Genomic DNA, 26,310 nt, shown 5'->3' with positions numbered 1-26,310 from the left:
CAGATCGGTGAACGATACTGCCGACGACTGACCTACCCGGTGCTTTGCATCCGGGACCGCACTTCGTCGGCCCGATCGCTACCGAGCTGCTCGTACAGCTCCACCGCCCGCTGCCACGCCGTCGTGGCCGAGTTCGGGTCGTGCTCGCCGTGGATGTCACCCAGCAATTCCCGTGCGCGTGCCTCGCGCAGCTTGTTCCTGATGAAGACCGCCAGTTCGATTTCTGCGTGCGCGTGAAGCAGAGCCTCGTCCCGCCGTCCCTGGAGACGGTAGAGGTAGGCGAGGTTGTGATGGGCGAAACACGCGATGTACTGGTCGTGGGCATCCATCGCGAGCGTGAGCGCCGTGGTGAACTCGCGCTCGGCGTCGGGGTATCGCTCCTGCCGGCCGTACAGGGTGCCGAGGCTGATGTGAGATCGGCAACCGTTGCCCGGGTCGCTCGTGTACTCCGGAACCGCGAGCGCCCTGCGGTGGTGCTGCTCGGACAGCTCCAGTTCGCCGATGTTCTGATAGTAGGTGCCGAGTTGGTCCTCGCACGTCGCCACACCGATGTTGCTTCCGACCGCACGGAACAGTTGTCGCGCCTGCTCGTAGTGCAGCTTGGCCGACGGATTCTTGAGATCGTCGTCATGGTGTGCCGTCGCCAGGCATTCGAGCAGTAGAGCCTCGGCAAGCTGGTTCCCGATGAGACGAGCGCTTTCCACGCCCGCCCTGCCGACCGTGTGCCGGTCATCCGAGCGGTGCCTGAGGCGAAGGTACGGGCGCAACAGGTAGGCGACCTGCCAGACCTCCTCGTGGAGTCCCGCTTCGCCGATGGCCGGCATCGCCGCGAGGATGTTGTCCACCTCGGCGTCGAGCCAGTCCAGCGCCGCGGCCTCGTCGGGAAAGGGTCGCGAGGGCGGAACCACAATCGGAAGGTGGTGCAGCGATCCGCCATGCACGAAGTCCCGGCTGGAGCACAATCTCGCGATGTAGTGACTCGTCAGTCGCTTCAGAGCGCCACGGTAGGCGTCGCCCGACCCGGTCGGAGCCTGGGCGGCGGCGAAGGACCGGACGAGATCGTGCATCCGGTAACGGGCGGCCCCGATGGCTCGAGCGGGATGCTCACCCGTGATCAGGCCAGCGTGGTCCAGTTCGGCCAGCGCGTCGAGGACCCGCCCGTGCGTCTCGTCCACCAGCGGCAGGCAGGTGTCCAGGGTGAAACGCGCGTACCCCAGCCGGCCGAGATGGGCCAGCAGTGTGGCGGCGGCCGGCCCCAGTCGCCGGTAGCTGAGCATGAACGTGCTGCGGATGTTGAGATCCCCGAGGTGCAACTCGTCCACCGGGTTGCCGGCCCCCTGCAGGAGACGGACGAGGTGACTCGGGCTGAGTGCGTTCCGTGACCGCAGCCGACCCGCGACGATGCGGATCGCCAGGGGCAGCCCGCCACACCACCGGATCAGGTCCGCCACACCGGTGCTGTCTGCGATGGCATGTGGGGAGGCATGCGTCCGTAGCAGCTCGGCACTCTCGCTGTCGGTGAGCGGATCCAGTTCGAGGGTGTGGGTCCGCTCCAACCCGGCCAGGAAGCGCCGTGACGTGACGATCACCCCGCATCCGGGGCCGCCGGGAATCAGCGGACGGACCTGTGCCTCGTTGTCGGCGTTGTCGAGCACGATAAGCAGGCGACGGTTGGCCGTCATCGCCCGGAACAGGCCGAGTCGCGCCGTACGTCCCTGCGGCAACTCCGTGCCCTGGATTCCGAGGGCGCGCAGCAACGCGCCGAGCACGGCATGATGGGACGGCGGTCTTGTGTCGGTGCCACGCAGGTCGGCGAAGACGCATCCGTCCGGGTAGGCATCCAGTACGGAATGTGCCGCCCAGACCGCGATGCTCGTCTTACCGAGTCCACCGAGGCCGGAGATTCCGATCACCGCCGGGGACGTGGCGGATCCGGCCATGAGTGCCTCGACGAGCTGTGCCCGTTCGGCGACCCGACCGACGAAGGAGACCGACAGTGGCGGCAACTGGTTCAGGGTGCCGAGATTCTGCGATTTCCCGATGGCGCCGCCACCGGCGGTCGGTGTTCCGACGAGGATCCGCTGGTGTAGTAGTCGCAACGCTTCGCCGGGCTCCACTCCCAGATCGGTGACGAACAGGTTCCGGGTGCGGCGATACAGGTCCAGCGCGTCCAACCGCCGGCCGCTGCGGTGCAGGGCGAGCATCAGTTGGGCCCGAGGCAGTTCCCGGTAGGGCTGGGCGTCCACGAGTTCGCTGAGGACGTCCACCATCTCCCGGTGCCTACCGAGCGCCAGCTCGGTCTCCGTCCATCGCTCGCGGACCGACCACCGCTGCTGCTCGAGTCGGGTGGCCTCTGCCGCCACCAGCTCGCAGTCGAGGAAACCGTCGAACGCGGGTCCCCGCCAGAGGTCGAGTGCCGACCGCAGGCTCAGGTTGGCTTCCTCGGTACGAGCGTCGCCGAGATCGACCTTGGCTCGTGCCGCGAGCGCTCGGAACCGGGCAGCGTCGAATTCGTGGTCCGCGATCTGCAGTGCGTACCCGGACGGGTGCCGGCAGATGCGCTCGGGGCCGAGCGCGAGGCGTAGCCGATGGACGTACTGGTGGATGTTGGGCCGTGCGGATCGGGGCGGTCGGTCACCCCAGACGCCGATCAGCAACTCGTCGACCGATACCACCTGGGGTGCGCGGGCCAGCAGGATCGCCAGCAGCAGCATCGGCTTGTGGCCGTGATGGAGGTCGACCGGCCCATCGGCACGGTTCACCGACAGTGGACCGAGCACCTGAAACTCCACCCGCGCCCCCGGAACGCCGTGGTGCCCGGTACTCGCACCCTGCCGACGCGGGATCACTGTCCGCGTTGTAGCGGAAATGTAGCCGACAACTCGAAGATTCTTCAAGACGCGAAAGGGGTGGGAGTTCGGAGGTCAGCATCCGCTCGTAGGAGCGACGGGGTGATGCTGCCCGCCGTGCCCGAGCCGTCGCGTGTTGGTCATGGCCGTGGACATTGCGGTGTCGGTGGTCCTGTCCGTAACACATTCGTACCAAGCTTCTTCGTGGTCGAGCGTATTGGAGGTATGGATGAGTTTCAGGCGTCTGCGGGTGTCGGTCGCGGCACTTCTTGTGTCCGTGATGACAGAGGTGATCGTGATCCACGCGCGGCCTGGTTGTCGGGTCCATGGTGCACCTCGCACTGATCAACGAATGACGCCATTCCAGCCACACCCAGGGAGATGAATCATGTCCAGACGCTCTGTCCTCTTTGTGTCCGCAGTCGTGGCGGCACTCTGTTCCACCCTGCTGTTCGGGTCACCGGCCTCCGCCGCGACAGAACCTTGCTGGTGGGATTCCGGCGCCAGATGCGCCAAGATCATAGGCGTTTCGGGTAACCTGAACGTCCGCTCGGCGCCAAGCACCGGCGCTAGTATCGTCGACACTCTCCCCAATGGCACCATTGTGCAGATGGATTGCTGGACTACGGGCACGTCCGTTTTCGGCTACAACATCTGGGTCCTGCTCTACAGCCCTATCGGCTCTCCGCGATATGTGAGCGACTACTACCTCGACTCGGGGCATGTGCAGAGCTTCATCGATCATTGCTAGCAATTGAGCCGTACTCATTGGATGTGGAGTCTTCGCTGGCAGGGGCTCGCTCTGGCGGCGTAGGCATCCCGATGTCCGACGAACGACCGGTGCCGCTATCACCATGGTCCGCGGTGATAGCGGCGTCTGTGTCGGTCTGTCGCCATGTCGTGGTGACCGGTCCGGGCGGGAGTACGTTGCGGCGATGGAGACCGACGTACGCCGACCGCGGAGGACCGACGTCCCCGCATCCTCGTCGCACCTGTTCCTGGACTACTACCTGATCCAGCCCGAGAAACACCACGGTGAAACCCCCGCCGCGCCGGTCGGAGTCCTCGTGGAGGAGTTCGAACTCGCCAGTGACCACACGGCGCTCGCCCTGGGTAGTGCGAGGTGGACAGTCCTGGACGGCTGGGTGGGTGCGGCACCCTTCAGTCGGCGCGTACGGACGGATGCGGGTCTTCGTAGCCGGATCGCCACGGCGGACCGGGACGAGGTCGTGCAGGTCTACCGCCGGCTCGGTGGCGGTGACCTGCCTGACGAACAGAGGCTGCGCTCCCATTTCGGCGCGGCCGAATCGCTGGCGACCGCACCGCCGCTGCGGCTGGGGGCCGGCGAGGTCCCCGAGGGCTTTCACAGCACTCGGTTCTACCGGATCCTCTTCGTCAACGACCTGCCCGATGACGGCCTGGCGAGGCTGCGGGCCCGGTGGCAGATGAGAGTGTCTCCGGACGCCGACGATCCACGGGCGCGGGTGGCGGGCAGCGCCGAACTTCGGGTGGCCGACGACCACTTCAGGTGGGATCTTCGCCGGGTCGGTCCCGGTGTCGCCTGGTGCCTGGACCTGACCGCAGATCTGGGAAGCAGGCGCGCGGACCGGATCGGACCCGTGCTGCGGGGGCTGACGGCGGTCATGCGGCAACAGGGGCTGATCCCGGTGACGATCGAGCGCTTCTCCTGATCGACAGCGGCCGGGCGAACGAGTCCCGCGCCTCGTACCCGGGGACCGTACGATGGCCGTTCGACAAACCTCGACCCGGCGTCCGGCGTCCGGTGGTTCGACCGTCTGTGCGAAACGGCAGGTTGCGACGATGCTGATCCGCCCGTACCGGCCCGGTGACTTCGACGCGGTGCACGACATCTGCATCCGTACGGCAGACGCGGGACAGGACGCCACCGGCTCGTACGCCGATCCGAGCGTCCTGCCGAACATCTTCGCCCACCCGTACGCGTATCTGGAGCCGGACCTGGCGTTCGTGCTCGACCACGACGGGCGGGCCGTGGGCTACGTCCTCGGCACCGCCGACACAGGGGTGTTCGTCCGCCGGTTCCGGACCGAGTGGTTGCCCCGGGTCGGCGACGACTATCCACCACCGGCGGGGGAGCCGACCACGCCGGACGAGGTCATGGCGCACCTCCTGCACACCCCGGAGCGCATGGTCCTGCCCGAACTGGCCGGGTACCCCGCGCACCTGCACATCGACGTGCTGCCGGCGTACCAGCGCACCGGTCACGGGCGGGCCCTGATCGACACGTTCACCGCGGCGCTGCGCCGGGCCGGCGTACCGGGCCTGCATCTCGGGATGGTCACCGCGAACGCCAACGCGCGGGTGTTCTACGACCGGCTCGGCTTCCACCCCATCGACGTCACCGACGCCGGTCCGATCACCTACCTCGGCCTGCACCCCTGACCGGAACGGGTAGCGCCCGGCCGCCGGGCCGCGTCGTCGACGGCAGGGCGGTGGCTCAGCGCAGTGCCGTCGCCGCCGCTGCCTGCACGGCGCTGGTCAGGGTGGCCAGGACGGTCGACTCCAGGCGCCAGGACTGCCAGTAGAGGGGTGTGTCGAGGTGCCGCCCGGGGGCGATCTCGATCAGCCGACCGGCCGCCAGGTCCTCGCGGGCGGTCCGCTCGGGCACCAGGCCCCAGCCCAGTCCGAGCCGTACCGCCTCGATGAACGCCGACACCGCCGGAACGTAGTGAACCGGCGGGTCGAGCCGCCGTCTGGTGACCTTGTTGACGAAGCGGTGCTGCAACTCGTCCTTGCGGTCGAGCCGGAGCATGGGCGCGGTGGCCAGCGCCGAGGTGATGTCGGTCGCGGCGAAGTGGGCGCGGTGCAACTCGGGCGAGGCCATGGCCAGGTAGCGCATGGCGCCGAGCCGGTGCACGCGACAGCCCTGCACGGCGACCCGCTGCGCGGTCACCGCCGCCATCACCGACCCGTCGCGGAGCAGGTCCGCGGTGTGGTCCTGGTCGTCCTGTTGCAGGTCGAAGCAGTACGCGAGGTCGCTCGGCAGTCGAGCCAGCGCGCCCAGGAACCAGGTGGCGAGCGAGTCGGCGTTGACCACCACCGCGATCCGGGTACGGGTCTGCTGCCCGGTCAGCGGGCCACGCGCGGCGTCCAGTGCCTCAAGCTCCAGCAGTGCGAGCTGGCTGGCCAGTCTGACCAGGGGCCGACCCGCCTCGGTCGGCTGGCAGGGTCGGGTACGCCGGACCAGGACCTGTCCGGCGGCCTGTTCGAGTGCCTTGATCCGTTGACTGACCGCCGACGGGGTGATGTGCAGTGCGCGGGCGGCGGCCTCGAAGCTGCCCTCGTCCACCACCGCCTGGAGTGCGGCCAACTGGCCGGAGTCGAGCGCCATGTTAAGAGATGCTAATCGGGCACGAAAATCTTTAGCTGGAGTGTGATCCGGCCGAACCGTAGCGTCGGGTCGGTGCTGACCTCGACCCTCGCCGGCTTCACCGCCTCCATCGCCCTCATCGCCGCCATCGGCGCCCAGAACGCCTTTGTCCTCCGTCAGGGGCTGCGCCGCCAGCACGTGCTCCCGGTGGTGCTGACCTGTGCGGCGTCGGACGCGCTGCTGATCTCCGTCGGGATCGCCGGCCTCGGCGCGGCGATCGCGGACCGCCCGGCGGTCGCCGGCACTGTTCGTTGGGTGGGTGCCGCGTTCCTGATCTGTTACGCGCTGTTCGCGGCCAGGCGGGCGTTGCGCCCCGACAGGCTGACGCCGACCGACCACCGCCCGGTTCCGCTGCGTACGACGATCGCCATGTGCCTTGCCTTCACGTACCTGAACCCGCACGTGTACCTGGACACGGTGCTGTTGCTGGGTTCGGTCGCCAACCAGTACGACAACCGGTGGCTGTTCGGATCGGGCGCGGTCCTGGCCAGCGTGGTCTGGTTCACCGCCCTCGGCTACGGTGCGCACCGACTCGCCCCCGCCCTGTCGCGTCCCGGCGCCTGGCGGGTGGTCGACGGCCTGGTCGCCGCACTCATGGCCGCCCTCGCAATCGCCCTGCTGCGTGGCTGACCCTTGTTCCGGCCCCACCTCCCGGTGATGGCACAAAGCCAGGACTGACATCGCCAAAGGCGACGGCATTCACCCGGAGAGGCGAAATTCTGCCTCGACGTGCCTGCTCGGGTTCGGTTCCGCCCCAAAATCCATCATGACCACGGACCTGAACCGCTGTGACGCGACCGAGCTCGCCGAGCTCATCCGCACCGGGAGAGCTTCCTCGGTCGAGGTGGTTCAGGCGCACCTCGACCGCATCAAGGCCACGAATCCGAAGATCAACGCCGTGGTCACGCTCGCCGACGGTGCGTTGGACGCCGCGAGGGCGGCGGACGAGGAACTCGCGTCGGGGGCGGAGGTGGGGCCGCTCCACGGCGTGCCCTTCACGGTCAAGGACTCGTTCGACACCGCCGGGGTGCTCACCCAGCGCGGTTCGCCGATCTTCGCGGGGCGTGTCCCGGACACCGACGCCACCGCCGTGGCGCGGCTGAAGCGCGCCGGTGGGATCCTCCTGGCGAAGACCAATCTCCCGGAGTTCGCGTACTGGATCGAGTCCGACAACCTCCTGACGGGCCGGACGAACAACCCCTGGGACCTCGACCGCTCCTCCGGCGGTTCGAGCGGCGGGGAGTCCGCGGCGATCGCGGCCGGGATGTCGCCACTCGGCCTCGCCAGCGACCTGTCCATCTCGCTGCGCGGGCCGGCGTCCGACACCGGTGTCGTGGCCCTCAAGCCAACGCACGGGCGCATCCCGATGACGGGGACCTGGCCACGGGAGCCGCGTCGTGACTGGCACGCCGGGCCCATGGCCCGGACCGTCCGCGACCTCGCACTGGCGTACTCGTTGCTGGCCGGTCCTGACGGTGCCGACGGTTTCTCCATCGTTCCGTACGACTTCGACACCGGCCTGGGTGCCTCGCCGGACCGGCCCGTCCGCGTCGGCTGGCTGGTCGACTCGGGACTCGGCCCGATCGACCCGGAGACCGCCGCGACGGTGCAGGCGGCCGCCGACGCCCTACGGGGAGCGGGGATGCGAGTCGACGCCGTGACCATCCCGGCACTCGAACGGGACAACCCTTTCGACCTCTTCGCCCGGCAGCACGTCATGGAGATGAAACCGGCGATGCAGGAGGCCACCGCGGGGCACGAGGACCAGAGGTTCACGTACTCGAAGACCATGATCTCGACACCCGACACGCCGGTGCAGGACTACGTCCGGGCCGAGCAGGGTGTCGAGCGGCTGCGGGACGGTTTCGCGGAGTACTTCCAGCGGTATGACGCGCTGCTGCTCCCGGTGACATCGATCCCCGCACACGCGCACGCACTCACGCAGTTCACCGTCGACGGCCAGACCGTGGACGCCTTCCGGCTGATGACGCCTACCGTTCCGTTCAACCTGACCGGACTTCCCGCCCTGTCGATACGGTTCGGCACGAGCAGCGAGGGTATGCCGATCGGGGTGCAGGTGGCGGCCAACTGGCACGCGGAATCGACGATCCTGTACATCGCCTCGCTGCTGGAGTCGCTGAGCCCGGTCCGCGACCAGCACCCCGCCATCTGACAGCCGGGAGGGCCGCACGCCGGGGCCGTCCACCGTCATGGCCGCCGAAACTCAGGGCCGCCGACGTCCGGCTGTCGTCCGGGCGGACTACCCGGTGGTGGTCCTGCCGGTCTGCAGGGCCGCGTCGATGAGTGTCTCGGCGGCCTGGCGGGCGTGTGTCGCGGCCTCGCTGGTGCCGGCGATCGCGGCGGTCGTCTGGGCTCCCTCGGCGAGGATCGCCAGTTGGGGGGCGAGTGAGGGCGGTGCCCCGGCCTCGGCGACGATCTCGGCCAGGCGTACCTGGAAACCCTCCTTGTGTGTCCGGACGATCTCGGCGATCCGGGGAGCGGTCGACCCGAGTTCGCCGAACGAGTTGATGAACATGCACCCGCGGAAGTCGTCCTGGTCGAACCAGCGGGACAGCATGTCGTAGATCGCCAGCAGGCGCTGACGGGGATCGCCGGTCTCGATCGCGCTCTCGACCAGCGCGTTCCACACCTCGTGCCGGCCGAGCAGGACCTGTTCGACGATCGACTCCTTCGAGGGGAACAGGCGGTAGAGCCGCTTGAGCGGTACGCCGGACTCGGCGCGCAGGGTGTCCATCCCGACCGCCTGAACGCCGTACGTGTAGTACAGCCGGTCCGCGGTCTCCAGCACCTTCGCCCGTACGGCGTCGTCGTCCGGCCGCTGGCTCTCTCCGGTCACCGTCTTCCTCTTCCCTCGCTCGAGGTGACACCTCTCACCCGATCGACCCCGTTCCGGATGGTGCGCGGAGAACGATCGTTGTCTAGGCTACTACCACGAGGTGAGAACGACCGTTCTCAGCAGGATCACAGGATCATCGGAGGCAGAGATGCCCTTCATCACCGTCGGCTCCGAGAACAGCACCAGCATCGACCTCTACTACGAGGACCACGGTGCGGGTCAGCCGGTTGTCCTCATCCACGGTTACCCGCTCGACGGGCACTCGTGGGAGAAGCAGAGCGCCGCCCTGCTCAAGGCGGGCTACCGGGTCATCACCTACGACCGCCGCGGCTTCGGCCAGTCGAGCCAGCCCACCACCGGATACGACTACGACACCTTCGCCGCGGACCTGAACACCGTGCTCGACACGCTCGACCTCACCGATGTCGTGCTGGTCGGATTCTCGATGGGCACCGGCGAGGTCGGCCGCTACCTCGGGACGTACGGCTCGGGGCGGATCGCGAAGGCGGCCTTCCTCGCGTCGCTGGAACCGTTCCTGCTCAAGACCGAGGACAACCCGACCGGGGCGCCGCAGGAACTCTTCGACGGCATCCTCGCCGCGGTGACCGCGGACCGGTACGCCTACTTCACGGACTTCTACAAGTCCTTCTACAACACCGACGAGAACCTCGGCACCCGGCTGTCCGAGGAGGCGCTGCGCAACAGCTGGAACGTCGCCGCCGGAGCCTCCTGGTACGCCTCCAGCGCCGCCGTACCGACCTGGATCACCGACTTCCGGGCCGACATCCCGAAGATCGACGTACCCGTGCTCATCCTGCACGGCACGGCGGACAACATCCTCCCGATCGACGCGACCGCGCGCCCGTTCCACAAGCTCCTGCCCGACGCCGACTACGTCGAGCTCGAAGGGGCCCCGCACGGTCTGCTCTGGACCCACGCCGAAGAGGTCAACGAGGCTCTGCTCGCCTTCCTGGCCAAGTAGCAGTCAACCGGCGCGTGCTCGGCGGCGGGCAGCGGCCCGTCGCCGAGCACGCGTGTCCGCGTCGGCCGACAACGGGCGTTGTTCACCGCTTCCTGAAGTGCTCGACCAGGCGGGAGTAGCTGTCGTCGGCGTGGCCCGCGTCGATCGCCGAGGCCACCAGGGTCCGGGTGTAGTCGGGCAACCCGTCGTCGACACCCCGCGCCCGGCTCTCCCGGACCAGGTCGTCGACCGACGGCAGGTGATGCCGGAGCCCGCCGTACGGGGTCGCGTACTCGCCGCGGTCGATCTCGTCGGCGATCGACGGCAGGTGGGACAGGAGCGCGGAGACCGAGGCGCCGGCCTGTTCCAGGAACCGTTTCACCTCGACGCCCTCGCTCGACAGCAGTGCGGCGGCGTGCAGGAATCCGTTGAGCGTTCCCCACATGGTTCCGTGCACGGCCATTCCGTACAGGGTGGGTAGACCGGCGTCGGCGCCGACCAGGGTGCCGCGGCCACCGATCAGCCGGAGCGTCGACCGGTAGCGGTCATGGAGCGTGTCGGCTCCGCCGTAGAACACGACGCTGTCCGGGTGCCCGATGCCGGGGGCGATCGTCATGATCTGCCCGTGGAGGTACTCCGCACCCTGCTCCGCAGCCCACCCCGCGACGGCTTTCGCCTCGGTCGACGTACCGTCGGTCAGGTTGAGCAGGGCGCGGCCGGCAAGCGCGTCACCGGCCGATTCCAGGATCTCGCGCGCGGCGGTGTTGCCCTTGACGCTGACCACCACGAGGGGGTTGGCGGCGACGGCGTCGTGGACGGTCGCGGCCCGCCGCGCTCCCCGGGCGACCAGGTCGTCACCCTTTCCCGGCGTACGGTTCCACACCGTCGTCGGGTGCCCGCCGGCGAGGAAGGCGCTCGCCAGTGCGGAGCCGATCTCACCCAGGCCGAGCACCGTCACGGCCGGTGGCGCCTCGGTGGTCGCGGAATTGCCGGTCATCAGTGTCGTCCTCTCGATCCACCGTGGCCCGGTTCGGCCCGGCCCTGGCTCTGGCTCTGCCGATCGGTAACCACGCTAAAACCTCAACAGGACTTGGGGTCAAGGCCGACGCGGAGCGAAGTGTCGGGTCCGGAGGGCGGCGGGTCCGACAGCCGTAGCAGAGGACATTGATGATTTTGAACATCCGTCGGACGACCGACCGTGAAGTGATCCGTACTGTCAGTCAAAACCCACTCTGTGATCTCCAGCGCCCTCGTACCCGCGCAACGAATGGAGCACCGGTGCCACTCAGTCCACACCCCACTCCGGTCCGTCGCCACACCGCATCTCTGCTGGTCACCGCGCTGGTCGCGGTACTGACACCGATGGCGGCACAGCCTGCCTCGGCCGCACCGGACAACACCACGGGCGAAACGGGTACGGAGGGCCGCAACGCCCTGTTCCTCACCGGCCCGAACCAGGGCAAGCCCGAGAGCATCGCGATCGACTACCTCCGTACGCACCCCACCCGGTACGGGGTGACCGCAGCCGACCTCGGTGACCTGGTCGTCTCCTCCAGTTACACCAGCGAGCACAACGGGGTGACCCACGTCAACCTGTCCCAGCGGTTCCAGGAACTGGAGGTCTTCGGCGCGACGGCCACGGTCAGCCTCGCCCGCGACGGCAGCGTTGTCTTCGTCGGCCACACCCTGACCCCCAGCCTGGCGGACCGTCCCACCGGCAGCGCGGTCCTGGACGCACCCGCCGCGGTGCAGGCCGCCGCCGAGGCCCTCGACCTGCCCGCGACGGCCGCCCCGCAGGTGCTCGACCGCGGCGCCGGACCCGCCCGACGCACGGTGGTCTCCGGCAGCGGCATCTCCGGGCAGCCGATCCCGGCCCGGCTCGGCTGGCAGCGGACCGACGACGGCCTTCGCCTCGCCTGGCAACTGGTGATCGACGACTCCGACGAGGCCCACCTCTGGAACGCCACCGTCGACGGTACGACCGGCGCACTGCTCAACGTGGACGACTGGACCACCCACGACGCGCCGGAGGAGTTGGCCAGCACCCTGGGGCGCCGTACCGGCCCGACCGGGAACGGACCCACCCGCCCGGTCGACGTCCGGCCGCAGTTCCCGCCCAAGCGGGTCAACGACGGTTCGAGCTACCGCGTCTTCACGTTCCCCAAGAACGACCCGAACGAGGGGCCGCGCAGCCTGGTGACCAACCCGGCCGACGCGACGGCCTCCCCGTACGGCTGGCACGACACCGACGGGGTGGCGGGCGCGGAGGCCAGTACGACGCAGGGCAACAACGTCCGCGCGTACGCCGATCGCGACGCCAACAACCAGCCCGACCCGAACAGCGTGCCCGACGGCGGCCCCGAGCTCGACTTCAACTTCCCGGCCGACCTGAACCAGCAGCCGCAGACCTACACCGACGCCGCGGTGGCGAACCTCTTCTACTGGTGCAACATCGTGCACGACCTGACCTACCGGTACGGCTTCAACGAGGTCGGCGGCAACTTCCAGGTCAACAACTACGAACGCGGCGGCGTCGGCGGTGACGACGTCCGGTGCGAGGCGCAGGACGGCTCCGGCCAGAACAACGCCAACTTCTCCACCCCCGCCCAGGACGGGGGTGCACCCCGGATGCAGATGTTCCTGTGGCCGGGCAACCAGTTCGGGCTCCCGAACGCGGTGACGATCGGCTCGGGCGCCGGGGCCACCACCTACGAGGCCGAGTACGCCCGCTTCACCCCCGCGCCCACCAACGCCGGTTTCAACGGCCAGGTTGTCGCGGTGGACGACGGCGTCGACGCGGTGGGCGACGGGTGCACCGCGTACAGCCTGCCGGCCGGGTCGATCGCCCTGGTCGACCGCACCAGCGTCTGCAACTACTACACGCAGGTGGTCAACGCCGAAACCGCCGGTGCGGTCGCGGTGGTGGTCGTGAACAACGCGACGGGCGCCCCGGTGGTGATGAACGGTTCGATGAGCCCATCGGTCGGCATCCCCGCCGTGATGGTGAGCCAGGCCGACGGCGGCACCCTGCGGGCGGCGCTCCCGGCGTCCGGGCGGGTGCACCGCAACGTCGACCGCCCGGCGATGCGCGACGCCGCCTTCCGGTCGGAGACGATCTTCCACGAGTACGGTCACGGCGTCTCGAACCGGCTGACCGGCGGCCCGAACGTCAACTGCCTCAGCGGGCAGGAACAGATGGGCGAGGGGTGGAGCGACTTCCTCGCGATCGTGTCGCTGATCAACCCGGATCTCGACGACCCCGAAGGCCCGCGCGGCTACGGCCAGTACGCCCAGTTCGCCGACAGCCGTTCCGGTGACGGCTTCCGGCCGCGGCCGTACTCGCGGAACATGGAGATCCAGCCGTTCACCTACGACAGCATCAAGACCGGCGCCTGGCTCGACGGCACCTCGCTGGCCGCGCCGCACGGGATCGGCCACGGCTGGGCCGCCGTGCTGTGGGACATGACCTGGGACCTGATCGACCGGCACGGTCTCAACCGCAACGCGTACGGACGCTGGGACACCGGCGGCAACAACCTCGCCATGCAACTCGTGATCGACGGGTTGAAGATCCAGGGCTGTGCACCCGGATTCGTGGTCGGCCGGGACGCGATCATCGCCGCCGACGCGGCGCTGACCGGGGGCGAGAACAACTGCACCCTGTGGGCCTCGTTCGCCCGCCGTGGCCTCGGCTACAGCGCGGTCCAGGGCACCACCGGCCGAGACGACAACTCCGGTGCGTACGACACCCACCCGGCATGTGAGCGCCCCTTCACCAACCGGTCCGCGAAGCCGACCCTCAACAGCGTGAAGGCCGGCTCGACCGCACCGATGCAGTTCGACCTCGGCCGAAACCACGATCGTGATCGCGGCGGTGACCATGACCGCGATCGGGACCTTCTCGCCAGCAACTCGCCGTACTCCCGGCTGGTCGACTGCGCGACCCTGGAAACCGTGAATCCGGATGGGACGGTGACGCCGGGGCCGCTGCCGGTCAAGGCGGAGACGCCCGGCCACTCGAAGCTCTCGGCGGGCGGACACGGCCGCTACACCTATCCGTGGAAGACGGATCGGAGCTGGGCCGGAACCTGCCGCGAGTTTGTCCTCTCGCTCGACGACGGCAAGCAGTTCAGAACGTACGTCCAGTTCCGTTAGTGGCGCTGCGGATCGGTGTCGGGGCACCGGTCGGCAGTGGATGACCAGGCAACCGGGGGAGCGTCCGATCGTGGGCGCTCCTCCGGTCGTTCAGGAGTCTCCTGCCCGGTGGTCCCCGGCGGACCACGAGTCGGCTTCGTCCCGTGCCGCTCGGGCGTCGCCGTGCAGCCCCACCACCTCGGCCCACTCGGCGAATCGGCGCAGTCGGTCGACCAGCGGCACTGCCGACCCGGCGGGTTCCTGCCGGGCGAGGCGACGGGTCAGGTCCACCACCTCCCGCTGTACGGTGAGCGCCTCGCTGCGCTGCCCGCCCGTACGCCATCGGGCCTCGGCGAGCGCGGCCAGTGCGTCGGCGAGCGCGGGACTGTCGCCGGCCTCCCGTAGCCGCCGCACCTCGGCGACCTCGGCGGCAACCGCCGCCTCCAGCCGCTCCGCCTGGTTCGCCAGCCGCGTGTTTCGGTCCGGCTTCTGTCGCAGGAGCGTGCCGATTCCCCGCCACATCGACGTCCGGCGGGCCAGTTGCCGGTGCAGGATGTCCCGTTGGGTCCGGAGAACCGTTTCGGTGTCCCGGCCCTGGCTCTCGCCGCCGGCCGCCGACCGGTAGCGGGCCAGCGCGGCGAGCAGGCTGACGTAGCGCTTGCGCTCGATCACGCTCAGCCGGGCGAGCTTGGCGAACTGCGGCAGATCCCGTGCGGCGTACCGTTCCAACTCGTCGTACCTGCCGGACTCGCCGAGCGCGACGAGCAGGAGGTAGCGCCCCTGGGTCTCGGCACCGTTGCCCGGGACGTCCCGGGTGACCGTCTCCAGCAAAACGGTGACCGCGTCGCCGAACCGTTGGTGGAGCACCAGTTGACGGCCGTACTCGACCAGGGCGTGGGTCAGTTCGCCGGGCGGACCCGACCGGGCCTCGCCGACCACCCGCTCGATCAGGGTGAGCGCGTCATCGGGGCGGCCGGTCCTGGCCAGCAGATAGGCGGCGCGCCGCAGGTCCGGTGAGGCTGCCGGTCCGTGCGCACGGGCGCAGAGGACGAGGCATTCGTCGAGGGCGCTCGACGCCTCCCCGGTCCGCCCGCGTGCGTGCAGGCACGCCGCCTGTACCGCCAGTGCACGCGCCAACCGGGCCGGGTACCTGCTGGCGAACGGGCGCCACCTGTCCACGGACCGGTTCGCCAGGTGGATGGCGTACGGATGGAATCCGGACGAGCTGTAGCCCAGGGCGCCGCGCTCGTAGCGGTGGGTCCGCCACCGCCGCCAGGGTCGCCGTAACCGCTCGATCCTGTCCGCCGACCCCGAATCCGTGACTCCGTCAGGCACTGTGACCCCCGTCGATCGCGCCCCGATGCGATCGTATTGCCTCCGTGCAACCCCGGTCGAGGACACCGGCGGCTACGGACGGACCGGACCCGGCGGGTGGATGCTTCCGCGTACGGTCACGAAACCGCGACCGGCGACGGTGACCACGTTGTCGCGGCCGACGGTCGCGCGGATGGTGCTCCGGCGTCCCATCGTCTCGCCCTGGACGATGACGAGTTCCTCGTCGGCGTCGAGCAGTTCGTGACGGTGCAGCAGCGCGGCCAGCGGCCCTGCCGCGCTGCCGGTGGCCGGGTCCTCGTCGAGTCCCACCCCCGGGTTGAAGAACCGCGCGTGCGCGGTCGGCCGGGGCTCGGTGCCGTCCAGCCAGGCAAGGTAGACCCCTTGCGCCGCGACGCTTTCCGCGACCGCGATCAGCGCCGGCTTGTCCGGTGTGGCAGCGGCCAGCGCCCCGCCATCCCGCAGGATCACCATGAGATGGTTCGCCCCGGTGTCCACCACCTGCGGTGCCAGCACCTCGGAGATGTCGTCCCGGCCGAGGCCGACGGCGCGGGCGACGAGATCGGGATCGGCGTACGCGCCGAAGCGGGGTGCCGTCTGACGCATGTCGAGCTGGCCGTCGTCCCTGACCACCACCGGTAGGTTCCGGCCCCCGATCCGCTGGATGATCTCCGTACCGGGCTCGGTGTGGGTCAGGCGCCCCGAGTCCAGCAGCCACCACCAGGCGCCCAGTGCGTTGTGACCGGCGCCGAAGACCTCCACCCCGCCGGCGGTGAACGAACGCAGTTCCCGTACGGCGCCGTCCCGGCCGGGCAGGATGAACGTGGTTTCGGACTGGTTGAGCTCCCGGGCCACGGTCGGGTACCAGGACTCGTCCACCGGTTGATCCCAGTCGGTGAGGTCCACGATCGCGAGCGGGTTTCCGGTGAGCGGGGCGTCGCCGAACACGTCCACCAGCGCGAACGGCACGTCGCCCCGCGACGCGTTCCGGGTACGCGGCCCGCCGAGTTCCTGGAACAGGGTGATCTGGAGGTCGCCGGGGGTTTCGAGCCGTGAGTTCAGCGAGTTCCACGGTGTCCGGGTCGGCGGGGCGACAAGCTCGGCGCCGGCTCCCACCAGGGCGTCCGTCGCGGTGGTCGTGTCGTCCACCTCGAAGGCGAGGCGGATGTGCGGGCTGACCGGACGTCCGACCTCGACACTGTCGATCATCGCTCGCTGCGCCGGGTTGGCGAGTTCCAGGGTGGCCCGGCCCGCGTCGAGGATGACCACGCGAGCGTCGCCCTCGCCCGCGAAGGCGGCTTCCGGCCGGAGCCCCAGCACATCCCGGTACAGCGTCACGGCGGCCTCGTAGTCCGCCGCTTCGACGACCACGCGGAGTTGACGTACCTCGTTCGATCCTGTGTTCTCGGGCATGCCGCGTATGTTAGAACCTGACATCGGTGTCAGGTGCAAGTGTGGGATCGGAGCGACGATGCGGATCGGTGAACTCGCCACCGCGAGCGGTGTCAGCGTTCGTTCGCTGCGCTACTACGAGCAGCAGGGTTTGCTCGCCAGCGAACGGACCTCCGGTGGGCAGCGCCGCTATCACGACGACGCGGTGGGCCGGGTCGAGTTGATCCAGCGGCTGTACTCGGCGGCTCTGTGCAGCGAGAAGATCGCCGAACTGCTGCCCTGCTTCGAGGGCCGGCCGTCGCCCGCGCTCCGGTCCAGTCTGCTGGTCGAGAAGGCGCGGGTCGACGGGATGATCCGCGATCTGGAGCAGGCGCGCGGCGTACTGGTCTCGGTGATCGACTCGATCCCGGAGGACTGACCGGCACCGGTCGGCGGAGCAGGCTCAGTGCGCCGAACCGACACCGGTGGCGAGCAGCCTGCGCGCCTCCCCACCGCTCACCTTCGTCCGGTCACCGCAGTACGGATTCGCGCACTGGACCACGTACTTCGTCCTGACCGGGATCAGGGGGACGAAGAACAGGCTCAGCTTGGTGACCTCGCGGATCACCAGCAGGTTCCCGGGCTGTCCGCACGCCCGGCAGGCCATCAGCACCGTCCCCAACCGCTGGGCCCTCGTGCGCAAGCCGAAGATCAGAAACATGTGCACCCCCTGGATCTGTCTGAATCGTCGCAGGCGTACGCACACCCGTGCCGGCTGTCAGCCAGGTACCCGGATCTGTCCGCCCGTACGCATCCGTCCGGGCGGCAGCAGTGGGTTGCCTTGACACCGGCGGCAGGGTTTAGCGTCGCTGCGACCGGTGGAGGGATGACCATGAAGTTCGCGATCAGCTACAGCACTCCGTTCTACGGCGTGGACCCCGACCGGATAGTGGGTTTCGCGCAGCACGCCGAGGCGTGCGGGTTCGAGGCCCTGTACCTGCCGGAGCACGTTGTCCTCTACCCCGGGGCGACGTTCGGGGCGATGCCGGTGCCGCCGTCGCTGCCGTACGCCGACCCGCTCGACTGCCTGAACTTCGTCGCCGCGCACACCCGACGAATCCTGCTCGGTACGGGTGTCCTGCTGTTGCCGTACCACCACCCGGTACTGCTCGCGAAACGTCTCGCCACCATCGACGTGCTCTCCGGGGGCCGGATGCGACTGCTGACCGTGGGCCTCGGCACCCTCCCCGGTCAGGCGCGGGCGCTCGGTGTGGACTTCGCCAGCCGGGGCCGGCGGGCCGACGAGGCGATCGACGTGCTGCGACTGCTCTGGGAAGGCGACGACAGGGGAGTCGGCTTCCACGGCGAGTTTTTCGACTTCGACGACCTGAGCAGCTACCCGAAGCCGCTCGGCGTCACCCACCTGCCGATCCACGTCGGGGGATCGAGCCGCCCGGCCGCTCGCCGGGCCGGGGTCCGGGGCGACGGCTACTTTCCCGGCGGTGCCCTCACCGCGCAGGAGCGGGCGATCCAGTGGGACCTCGTCCGGTCGACCGCCGCCCGGTCCGGCCGCGACCCGCAGACCCTCGAATACACCCGCTGGGGTTCCATCGACATGTCACTCGAAGGCGTCGCCGCGCTCGCCGCGCAGGGCGTGACCCGTATCGTGATCAGTCCCGCCTCGGCCGATCCGCAGGAGCAACGGGACCAGATGTCCGCGTTCGCGCAACGATTCGACCTTTCGGAGGGCCGGCCGGCATGACCGAACGATGGGAAACGGTCGAGGAGATCGCCTCGGCGCGGCGGCGGTTCGAGGCGGGGATCCCCGGCTGGGTCACCCCGAAGGCGTACGGCATCGGGCATCTGGTCGGTGACCGGGTCGAGTTCGTCCGGATCAACGTCGGTGCCCATCCGCTGCCGGCTTCGGTCCTCGCCACGGTCTGTGGCCACAGCGCCGGGTCCGCCTCCTACCGGCTCGACCGGGAGGGGCTCCGGCGGGCGATCGACCTGCTCGCCCCCGCCGAGGCGTGCACCGCGTACGAGCATCCCAACCTTTTCGCGTGGCGACGGCTGCACGACGTGCTCGGACCGGACGGGGTGGCGGTGGCCGTCTTCGTCGCCGACCTGCACCAGCCGTCCGCCGACGAGCACGCGGAGGCCCTACGGGAGCAGGCGTTGGCGGTACGCGACTGACCCGACCCTTGGCGTCGATGTTCGTCAGCGGGCGCGGTCGTCGAGTGGTCGGTTCCGGCTACCCGGACAAGGTCTGGCCGAGGGCGACACCGCCGAATGCGGCGCCGAGGCCGCCGATGACACTGACTCCGGTGTAGGTGAGCGCCGCGACGCGACTGCCCTCCTGGTACAGCCGTAACGTCTCGTAGCTGAAGGTCGAGTAGGTGGTCAGCGCGCCACAGAACCCGACTCCCGCGAAGGCCATGAGAGCCGAGGCGGCCGGCAGGGCGGCAACGAAACCGAGCACCAGTGAGCCGGCGAGGTTGACCACCAGGGTCCCCCAGGGGAACCGGGTACCGAATCGGTTCTGCATCCAGCGGTCGGTGAGGTAGCGCAACGGCGCTCCGGCGGCTGCACCCAGGGCGACGAGCAGAGCGGTCATCGTCCCTCCCCGAGCCGTCGTACCGCCGCGGTCGTGACGGTCGAGCCGATCCAGACCGCCAGCAGCCCGGCGACCAGGGTGCCGATCGCGTACGCCACGGCGGTCTGGAGGTGGTCGGCCGCGACGGCCTGCTGCACCTCCAGGGTGTAGCTGGAGAACGTGGTGAATCCGCCCAGCACTCCGACGCCGAGGAACGGGCGCAGCAGTGCCCGGCCGGGCCAGACCCGGGTCACCAGGACCATCAGGACGCCGAGCAGCAGGCATCCGGAGATGTTGATCCAGAAGGTGGCCCAGGCGAACCCGCCCGGCGGGTGCGGAAAGGCGTGTTGCAGACCGAACCGGCTCTCCGCCCCGATGATCCCGCCGACTGCGATCACCGCGAGGACCGGCCACGGGCCGGGGCGCGCTGCTCGGTGTTCGTCGGGCAGGCGCGGGTCGACGTCCGGGTCGACGGGTGTGGCGTCGGGTTCGGGCACAGTCTCCTCCTACCAGCAGAAAACCTACCTCCGCGCCCCGTTGCCGTCGGCCGGGCCGTACCGGGCCGCCGTCTCGACCCGCCCGCCGTGCGCCGGGCGACCCCGATGGTGGGAGCCACGCCAGGTCAGGATGACGGTGGCGAGGATGGTCGCGACGGCGGAGGCGAGCAGGACCGCGCTCTTCGCGTCGTCGACCAGCCGGCTGTTGCCGGGATAGGACAGCTCGCTGATGAGCAGCGAGACGGTGAAGCCGATCCCGGCGAGTTGGGCCATGCCGATGATGTCGAGCCAACCCAGGCTCGGGTTGAGCTGCGCCGGTGACACCTTCGTCGCCAGCCACGCGCCCCCGGCGATCCCGACCACCTTCCCGACGACCAGGCCGAGGAACACCCCGACCGCGACGGGCTCACCGACCAGGTCGCCGAGTGAGCCGAACGCGACCCCGGCCGACAGCAGTGCGAAGACCGGCAGGACCAGGCCGTTCGTCCACGGTCGCAGCACCTCCTCGACACGGTGACTCGGATCGATGCGCTCGCCTGGCCGGGCCCGCGTACGCATGAGCAGGCCCATCGCCGCCCCGGCGATGGTGGCGTGTACGCCACTGGCGTGCATCAACGCCCAGATCACCACGGCCAGGGGCACGAAGATCACCCAACCCGGCACCGGACCGGTCCACAGCCTGCCGGCCGGGCCGCGTCCGGCCTGGAGCAGACCGAACACGGCCAGCAGGGCGATCGCCGCGATCAGCGGCAGCCACGCCAGACCGGCGGAGTAGAACACGGCGATGACGATGATCGCGACCAGGTCATCGACGATCGCGAGCGTCAGCAGGAAGGTACGCAGCGGTGCGGGCAGGCCGCGGCCGACAACGGCCAGGACCGCCACGGCGAACGCGATGTCGGTGGCCATCGGAATGCCCCAACCGGCCGCCGCCTCGCCCCTGCCCAGGGTGACGAGTGCGAAGATCCCCGCCGGCACGACGACCCCGGACAGGGCCGCGACGATCGGCAGGACCGCCCGACGAGGGTCACGCAGTTCCCCGCCGACGAACTCCTGCTTGAGTTCGTTCCCGACGACGAAGAAGAACACCGCGAGCAGCCCGTCGGCCGCCCACGCGTGCAGCGACAGGTCGAGGTGCAGCCCGGACGGGCCGAACGTGACCGACCGCAGCGACTCGTACGCGCCGACCCACGGCGAGTTCGCCCACACCAGGGCGAACACCGCCGCGACGATCAGGAGCCCGCCACCGACGGCGTCGCCGCGCAGCACCCGGCTCAGCCGGGTCACCACCACGGCGGTCACCGGCATGCCGGGACGGTGGGCACGGATGTGGCCGGTGGACCGGGAACGGGGGGAAGTGGCGAGCGCATCAACCAGGCACCTTCGCGAGTGATGGGGTAACCGCCCCGCACGGCGGCGACAGCCACGGCCGGGCGGTGTCGATCCGATGACGGGGGAGGCGGAACAGGGGAAAGGCGACCACCGGTGGTGGTCGCAGCGACATCCGCGATCAGCGGACGTCGTCTCCCGGCGGACAACCCGCGATCTCACCGTGCGCGTTCGTACCCCACGACGACAGCCACCCGTTCGTACCCGGATGCCGCATCACCCCGGCGGGCCGCGTCGGCACCCAGCCGACCGCTCGCACCCCCGACGGCCACGATAGGCGCCGACGACGCGTGAACGTCACCGACACCGATTGCCTGACCACGGAACTCACGTGACGACGCTAGCAGGAGCAGGGGCCCGTCGACCCGTCTCCACCGATGCGGCTCGCGAACACGCGCCGGGGTTGTCGAGACCGACCTCGGGCGCTCATTAGCACACATGTGCTATGTGCGAGGTCGCGGAAATCCGCCTATCGTCCGGATGACCGCCGCCGTGAACCTTGGCCGGGTACGGCGGCGGTCCATTGCGCCATTCAGGGGATCCGGAAAGGAGCAACATGACAATCCTAGTGACCGGCGCGTCCGGGAACACAGGTCGTCAGGTGGTGGACCGGTTGGTGGCCGCAGGCAGGCCGGTGCGGGCGATGACCCGCCGACCGTCGGCCGCCCCGCCGCGAACCGGGGTCGAGACGGTCGAGGGTGATTTCACGCGACCCGAGACCTGGCCGGCTGTCCTGGCCGGAGTCGAGCGGGTCTACCTGTTTCCCTTCGTCGAGGTCGACAGCGAGCCCGGCGCCGGGTTCGTGGACCTGGCGGTTCGGGCCGGCGTACGCAGGTTCGTGGTGCACTCGGCCGCTGCGGCCGACTTCGACTCCGACGACGCCCCGGACGATCCCGACATCAGCGCGCTGCGGCGACACCTCGCCGAGGAACGGCTCGCCCATCGGGCGGTCGAACGGCTGGTGGAGGCCAGTGGCGCGCAGTGGACCCACGTACGGCCGGGTTTGCTCGCGGTGGGCGCCCTGGACTGGGCCGGGCGGATCCGGGATGAGCGGGTGGTGCGTGCGCCGTACGCCGCAGCGGCTTTCCCGTGGGTGCACGAGGCCGACATCGCCGACGTGGCCGTGGCGGCCCTGCTCGATGATGCGCACGTCGGCGCGGCGTACACGCTCACCGGGCCGGCGAAGGTCAGTCGGGCGGAGCAGGTGGCCGCGATCGGGGCGGCGATCGGCACCCCGGTCGGTTTCGAGGAGCTGACCCCGGAACAGGCCCGTACGCAGTGGCTGGACGACGGCTACGACCGGCAGACGGCCGAGTGGCTGATCGAGCTGCTGGCCGCCGCCGTCGACGGGCCGGACCTGCTGCCACCCACCGACACCTACCAGCGGATCACCGGACGCCCACCGCGCACCTTCGCCCAGTGGGCCCTCGACCACGCCACCGACTTCCGCCCGCTGGCACGGACGGGAGAAGCCGGATGACGATCCTGCTGACCGGTGCCACCGGTTTCATGGGGCGGAGGATCGTCGACGAACTGCTCCTGGCCGGCGAGCCCGTCCGCGCGCTGACCCGTACGCCGGCAACGGCCGGGCTGCCCGACGGGGTGGAACTGTTCGCGGGCGACCTGGGGCAGCCCGAGACGATCCGGGACGCGCTCCGGTCGGTGGACAGGATGTACCTGGTCCCGGCGGCTCCGGAGACCTCGGAGGAGGTGGTCGCGTTGGCGAGGGCGGCCGGCGTACGCCGGATGGTGGTGCTCTCCGGTGCGGCTGCCGACGATGACGCCTGGGGCGCCCGCGGTTACCTGGCCGTCGAACGGGCCGCCGAGCGGTCCGGTCTGGAGTGGACGCACGTCCGTCCGGGGGAGTTCGCCGGAAACTGGCTCGGCTGGGCCCCGTCCGTACGCGCGGAGCGGCTGGTACGCCGCCCGTACGGCAACGCGGTGACCCAGCCGGTCCACGAGTCGGACGTCGCGGCGGTGATCGCGGCGACGCTGATCCGGGAGGGCCACGCCGGGGTGACGTACACGTTCGCCGGGCCGGAGGCGCTCACCACGGTCGAGCAGGTGGGCCTGATCGGGGCGGCTCTCGGTGAGGAGGTCAGGTTCGAGGAGGACGACCCGGTGCAGGCCCGTGAGCAGTGGATCCGGGACGGTTATCCGGCCGTTTTCGTCGACTGGATGTTCGAGGTCTGGGCCAGGTCCGCCCGCGAGCCCGCCCCGGTCAACGAGGAGTGGGCCGCCGTGGTGCCCCGGTTGACCGGCCGCCCGGCCCGCACCTTCGCCCAGTGGGCCGTGGACCACGCCGCATCCTTCCGATAGCCGGTAGCCGATAGCCCGTCTCGCGACCGTCGGTGTGCGGTCGCGAGACGGTACGGCTCGACCCTGCGGTCCACGTCACCGTGGGCGGCGGTGTTTCCGCTCCTCTTTTGCGTTGCAGTCGCATTGCCATGTCGGTTATCGTGGGATGCAATGCAGTCGCATTGCGAAGAGGGGAGGCCGCAGATGCACGTGCTTGCCTTGGCTGAGGCCACCGCCGACCTGGTCGATCTGGTCGGGGGCAAGGCGGCCGGTCTGGGGGAGATGATCCGGCGGGGTGAACGGGTGCCGCCGGGGTTCTGCGTCACCACCGAGGCCCACCGGCTGGGCGTACTCCCGCGGGCGGCGATCGTCGAGGCGTACGAGCGGCTCGGTGGGGGTCTTGTGGCGGTGCGGTCCAGTGCGACCGCCGAGGACCTCCCGGACGCGAGCTTCGCCGGGCAGCAGGACACCGTCCTGAACGTCACCGGCGTTCCCGAACTGCTGGCCGCGATCACGAAATGCTGGGACTCGCTGCACGGCGCCCGCGCGGTCGCGTACCGCGACGCCCACGACGTCGACCACGAGCCGGTACGGATGGCGGTTGTCGTGCAGCGGATGATCGCCCCCGAGGTGGCGGGTGTCCTGTTCACCGCGAACCCGCTGACCGGCAGACGTACGGAGATGATGGTCGACGCGGCCCCCGGCCTCGGCACGGCCGTGGTCGACGGCGTCACCGACGTCGACCACTACGTTCTCGACGGGTCGGAGCAGGACGCCACGGGCTGCGTGACCCCAGCGCAGTTGGCGGACCTGTGGGCGGCGGGGGAGCGGCTCCAGCGTCACTTCGGCCGCCCGCAGGACGTGGAGTGGGCGTTCGACCGGGAGGGGACCCTGTGGCTGCTGCAGTCGCGGCCGATCACCACGCTGTTCCCGCCGCCCCCGCCGACCGACCGGCCCCAGCCCCGGGTCTACCTGGAGTTCGGCCACGTCCAGGGCATGCTGCAACCGGTCACCCCGATGGGAATGTCGACCCTGAAGTCGACGGTCGCGGCGATGGTCGCCGCGCTCGGGATGCGGGTCGAGATCGTCGACATCGGCGGGCGCCTCTACGGCGACCTGACCGACCTGGCGCGCGGCAGGTCCACCCGTAAACGCCTGGTCAAGCTCATGGCGGTCGACTTCGGTCCCCGGGCGCAGGCGGCGATGGAACACATCCTGGCCGATCCCCGGTTCGCCGCGGGGCAGGGCAACGGCACGCAGGGTCCGCGCGGGGCCGGTGCTCCACCCCTGCGTACGGCCGTGCGGGCGGTGGTCGGAATCGTACGGACGCTGGCCCGGCCCGACGCGGCACGGCTGAGGATGTTCGACGCCATCGAGCGGCTCAGGCTCCGGTCGGCCGCGCCGGACGGGGTGCGGACCGCCGCCGAGCGGCTGAGCTTCGTGCAGGCACACGACCAGACGGACGTCTCCGACGAGATCATCTGGCCGGTCGTGACCGGCATGCTCACCGCCGCGCTGCCGGCCCAGCTCCTGAAGGGTGTCGCCCGCCCCGACGAGATCCACACGGTCCTCGGCGGGATGCCGTACAACGTCACCATCGAGATGGACCTGGCACTGTGGCGGCTCGCCCAACGCGCCGGTGAACATCGTGAGCTGCTCCTGCGTACGCCCCCGGAGGAACTGACCGCCCGGTACGTACGCGGAACGCTCCCGGACATCGGCCTGGCGGCGTTCCTGGAACAGTACGGTCACCGTGGCGCCGCCGAGGTCGACCTCGGTGTTCCCCGGTGGGAGGAGGATCCGACCCCGGTCTTCGCCGTGATCGCCAACTACCTGCGGGTCACCGATGCCGAGCAGGCACCCGACAGGCGATTCGAACGTGCCGCCGCGACGGCCGAGGCCACCCTCCGCGAACTCGTCGCGCGGGTCCGCCGCCGTCGCCCGGTACGGGGCCGGCTGGCCGGATTCCTGCTGCGCCGCGCGCGTTCCCTGGCCGGTCTGCGGGAGGCGGGCAAGTTCGCAGGCCTGTACCGGCTGCGGGAGGTACGCCGGCAACTGCTGCTCATCGGTGCCGACCTGACCGGCGCGGGACTGCTGGAGTCACCGGACGACATCATGTTCCTCACCGTCGACGAGGTGCACGCCGCCGTACACCGCAACGTCGACCACCGGGACACGGTGATCTCCCGCAGGGCGGTGCACCGGCGGGAGTCGCGCCGCAGGACCGTACCGGTGGCGTTGCTGTCCGACGGCACGGATGTCGAGACCGTACTGCCGGTGGCACCGGCGGCGGACGGCGTACTCACCGGTGTCGGTGCTGCTCCGGGTCGGGTGTCCGGGCCGGCCAGGGTGGTCCACGACCCGGCGACCGCGTACGTCGAACCCGGCGAGATCCTGGTCACCGCGACCACCGACCCCGGCTGGACACCGCTGTTCCTCACCGCGGGCGGGCTGGTCACCGAGACCGGGGCGGTGATGGCCCACGGCCCGACCGTTGCCCGCGAATACGGCATCCCCGCGGTCATCTGCGTCCCCGACGCCACCCGGAAGATCGCCACCGGTCAGACCGTCACCGTGGACGGCGTGGCCGGCACGGTCACCGTCGAGTGACCGACGACGT

23 protein-coding genes are annotated in these 26,310 nt (G+C 70.0%); 13 read left to right on the top strand and 10 right to left on the bottom strand.

The window, feature by feature from the left end; genetic code table 11:
• Positions 1–32: 32 nt before the first annotated feature.
• Positions 33–2,780 (bottom strand): AfsR/SARP family transcriptional regulator, encoded by a 2,748-nt coding sequence (locus OIE47_RS35900; protein WP_326558996.1) that lies wholly within the window; start codon positions 2,778–2,780, stop codon positions 33–35.
• A 457-nt stretch (positions 2,781–3,237) separates the two neighbouring features.
• On the opposite strand from OIE47_RS35900, the gene OIE47_RS35895 reads away from it, so the two are divergent.
• The 3 genes from OIE47_RS35895 (at position 3,238) to OIE47_RS35885 (ending at position 5,270) form a co-directional block, all read left to right on the top strand.
• On the top strand, positions 3,238–3,600 hold the full coding sequence (locus OIE47_RS35895; RefSeq protein ID WP_326558995.1) for an SH3 domain-containing protein: 363 nt from the start codon (positions 3,238–3,240) through the stop codon (positions 3,598–3,600).
• Positions 3,601–3,784: 184 nt separating this feature from the next.
• On the top strand, positions 3,785–4,540 hold the full coding sequence (locus tag OIE47_RS35890) for a hypothetical protein (RefSeq protein ID WP_326558994.1): 756 nt from the start codon (positions 3,785–3,787) through the stop codon (positions 4,538–4,540).
• Between the two features lie 52 nt (positions 4,541–4,592).
• Positions 4,593–5,270, top strand: coding sequence for a GNAT family N-acetyltransferase (locus OIE47_RS35885; RefSeq protein ID WP_326558993.1), 678 nt, complete (start codon positions 4,593–4,595; stop codon positions 5,268–5,270).
• Between the two features lie 55 nt (positions 5,271–5,325).
• On the opposite strand, the gene OIE47_RS35880 is transcribed toward OIE47_RS35885, so the two are convergent.
• Positions 5,326–6,219, bottom strand: a complete 894-nt coding sequence (locus tag OIE47_RS35880) for a LysR family transcriptional regulator ArgP (RefSeq protein ID WP_326558992.1) — start codon at positions 6,217–6,219, stop codon at positions 5,326–5,328.
• 72 nt (positions 6,220–6,291) lie between these two features.
• Here OIE47_RS35880 and OIE47_RS35875 point away from each other — a divergent pair, with 72 nt between their 5' ends.
• Both OIE47_RS35875 and OIE47_RS35870 read left to right on the top strand, forming a co-directional pair.
• Positions 6,292–6,888: a LysE/ArgO family amino acid transporter gene (locus OIE47_RS35875; protein ID WP_326558991.1), complete on the top strand. Its 597-nt coding sequence runs from the start codon at positions 6,292–6,294 to the stop codon at positions 6,886–6,888.
• A 136-nt stretch (positions 6,889–7,024) separates the two neighbouring features.
• Positions 7,025–8,431, top strand: coding sequence for an amidase (locus OIE47_RS35870; RefSeq protein WP_326558990.1), 1,407 nt, complete (start codon positions 7,025–7,027; stop codon positions 8,429–8,431).
• Between the two features lie 87 nt (positions 8,432–8,518).
• Here OIE47_RS35870 and OIE47_RS35865 read toward each other — a convergent pair whose 3' ends face one another.
• On the bottom strand, positions 8,519–9,115 hold the full coding sequence (locus tag OIE47_RS35865) for a TetR/AcrR family transcriptional regulator (protein WP_326558989.1): 597 nt from the start codon (positions 9,113–9,115) through the stop codon (positions 8,519–8,521).
• Positions 9,116–9,263: 148 nt separating this feature from the next.
• Here OIE47_RS35865 and OIE47_RS35860 point away from each other — a divergent pair, with 148 nt between their 5' ends.
• Positions 9,264–10,097 (top strand): alpha/beta fold hydrolase, encoded by an 834-nt coding sequence (locus tag OIE47_RS35860; protein ID WP_326558988.1) that lies wholly within the window; start codon positions 9,264–9,266, stop codon positions 10,095–10,097.
• Between the two features lie 82 nt (positions 10,098–10,179).
• On the opposite strand, the gene OIE47_RS35855 is transcribed toward OIE47_RS35860, so the two are convergent.
• Positions 10,180–11,073, bottom strand: a complete 894-nt coding sequence (locus OIE47_RS35855) for an NAD(P)-dependent oxidoreductase (protein ID WP_326558987.1) — start codon at positions 11,071–11,073, stop codon at positions 10,180–10,182.
• A gap of 281 nt (positions 11,074–11,354) precedes the next feature.
• Between OIE47_RS35855 and OIE47_RS35850 the strand changes: the two genes are divergently transcribed.
• The gene (locus OIE47_RS35850) at positions 11,355–14,231 is read left to right on the top strand and encodes a M36 family metallopeptidase (RefSeq protein WP_326558986.1); all 2,877 of its coding nucleotides are present in this window, start codon (positions 11,355–11,357) and stop codon (positions 14,229–14,231) included.
• Between the two features lie 90 nt (positions 14,232–14,321).
• Here OIE47_RS35850 and OIE47_RS35845 read toward each other — a convergent pair whose 3' ends face one another.
• Both OIE47_RS35845 and OIE47_RS35840 read right to left on the bottom strand, forming a co-directional pair.
• Positions 14,322–15,545, bottom strand: coding sequence for a hypothetical protein (locus tag OIE47_RS35845; protein WP_326558985.1), 1,224 nt, complete (start codon positions 15,543–15,545; stop codon positions 14,322–14,324).
• Between the two features lie 72 nt (positions 15,546–15,617).
• Positions 15,618–16,955, bottom strand: coding sequence for a PhzF family phenazine biosynthesis isomerase (locus OIE47_RS35840; RefSeq protein ID WP_326558984.1), 1,338 nt, complete (start codon positions 16,953–16,955; stop codon positions 15,618–15,620).
• A gap of 58 nt (positions 16,956–17,013) precedes the next feature.
• Between OIE47_RS35840 and OIE47_RS35835 the strand changes: the two genes are divergently transcribed.
• Entirely contained in the window at positions 17,014–17,352 is a 339-nt protein-coding gene (locus OIE47_RS35835; protein ID WP_326558983.1) for a MerR family transcriptional regulator, read from the top strand.
• Between the two features lie 24 nt (positions 17,353–17,376).
• Here the strand turns inward: OIE47_RS35835 and OIE47_RS35830 are convergent, their stop codons facing one another.
• Entirely contained in the window at positions 17,377–17,616 is a 240-nt protein-coding gene (locus tag OIE47_RS35830) for a zinc-ribbon domain-containing protein (RefSeq protein ID WP_326558982.1), read from the bottom strand.
• A 183-nt stretch (positions 17,617–17,799) separates the two neighbouring features.
• Between OIE47_RS35830 and OIE47_RS35825 the strand changes: the two genes are divergently transcribed.
• On the top strand, positions 17,800–18,675 hold the full coding sequence (locus OIE47_RS35825) for an LLM class F420-dependent oxidoreductase (protein WP_326558981.1): 876 nt from the start codon (positions 17,800–17,802) through the stop codon (positions 18,673–18,675).
• Positions 18,672–19,106: a hypothetical protein gene (locus OIE47_RS35820; RefSeq protein ID WP_326558980.1), complete on the top strand. Its 435-nt coding sequence runs from the start codon at positions 18,672–18,674 to the stop codon at positions 19,104–19,106. The genes OIE47_RS35825 and OIE47_RS35820 overlap by 4 nt, the downstream gene beginning before the upstream one ends.
• A gap of 58 nt (positions 19,107–19,164) precedes the next feature.
• Here OIE47_RS35820 and crcB (OIE47_RS35815) read toward each other — a convergent pair whose 3' ends face one another.
• Genes crcB (OIE47_RS35815) through nhaA form a run of 3 tightly spaced genes read right to left on the bottom strand, consistent with a single transcriptional unit; the run spans position 19,165 to position 21,311 of the window.
• Entirely contained in the window at positions 19,165–19,527 is a 363-nt protein-coding gene (gene crcB / locus OIE47_RS35815; protein WP_326558979.1) for a fluoride efflux transporter CrcB, read from the bottom strand.
• Positions 19,524–20,003, bottom strand: coding sequence for a fluoride efflux transporter CrcB (gene crcB / locus OIE47_RS35810; RefSeq protein WP_326558978.1), 480 nt, complete (start codon positions 20,001–20,003; stop codon positions 19,524–19,526). The genes crcB (OIE47_RS35815) and crcB (OIE47_RS35810) overlap by 4 nt, the downstream gene beginning before the upstream one ends.
• A gap of 24 nt (positions 20,004–20,027) precedes the next feature.
• Positions 20,028–21,311, bottom strand: a complete 1,284-nt coding sequence (nhaA, locus tag OIE47_RS35805) for a Na+/H+ antiporter NhaA (protein ID WP_326558977.1) — start codon at positions 21,309–21,311, stop codon at positions 20,028–20,030.
• Positions 21,312–21,948: 637 nt separating this feature from the next.
• On the opposite strand from nhaA, the gene OIE47_RS35800 reads away from it, so the two are divergent.
• From OIE47_RS35800 to OIE47_RS35790, 3 genes are all read left to right on the top strand, one after another.
• Positions 21,949–22,872 carry an NAD(P)H-binding protein gene (locus OIE47_RS35800; protein ID WP_326558976.1) on the top strand — a complete coding sequence of 308 codons (924 nt, stop codon included), beginning with the start codon at positions 21,949–21,951 and terminating at the stop codon, positions 22,870–22,872.
• Positions 22,869–23,711, top strand: a complete 843-nt coding sequence (locus tag OIE47_RS35795) for an NAD(P)H-binding protein (RefSeq protein WP_326558975.1) — start codon at positions 22,869–22,871, stop codon at positions 23,709–23,711. The genes OIE47_RS35800 and OIE47_RS35795 overlap by 4 nt, the downstream gene beginning before the upstream one ends.
• A gap of 183 nt (positions 23,712–23,894) precedes the next feature.
• A complete protein-coding gene (locus OIE47_RS35790; protein ID WP_326558974.1) occupies positions 23,895–26,300 on the top strand; it encodes a PEP/pyruvate-binding domain-containing protein in 2,406 nt (801 codons plus the stop codon).
• Positions 26,301–26,310 lie beyond the last annotated feature (10 nt).

Origin of the sequence: Micromonospora sp. NBC_01796 (assembly GCF_035917455.1) — a bacterium.
GTDB lineage: Bacteria > Actinomycetota > Actinomycetes > Mycobacteriales > Micromonosporaceae > Micromonospora_G.
The sequence above is the reverse complement of the archived record's forward strand: the minus strand, read 5'-3'. Positions and strand labels throughout refer to the sequence as shown.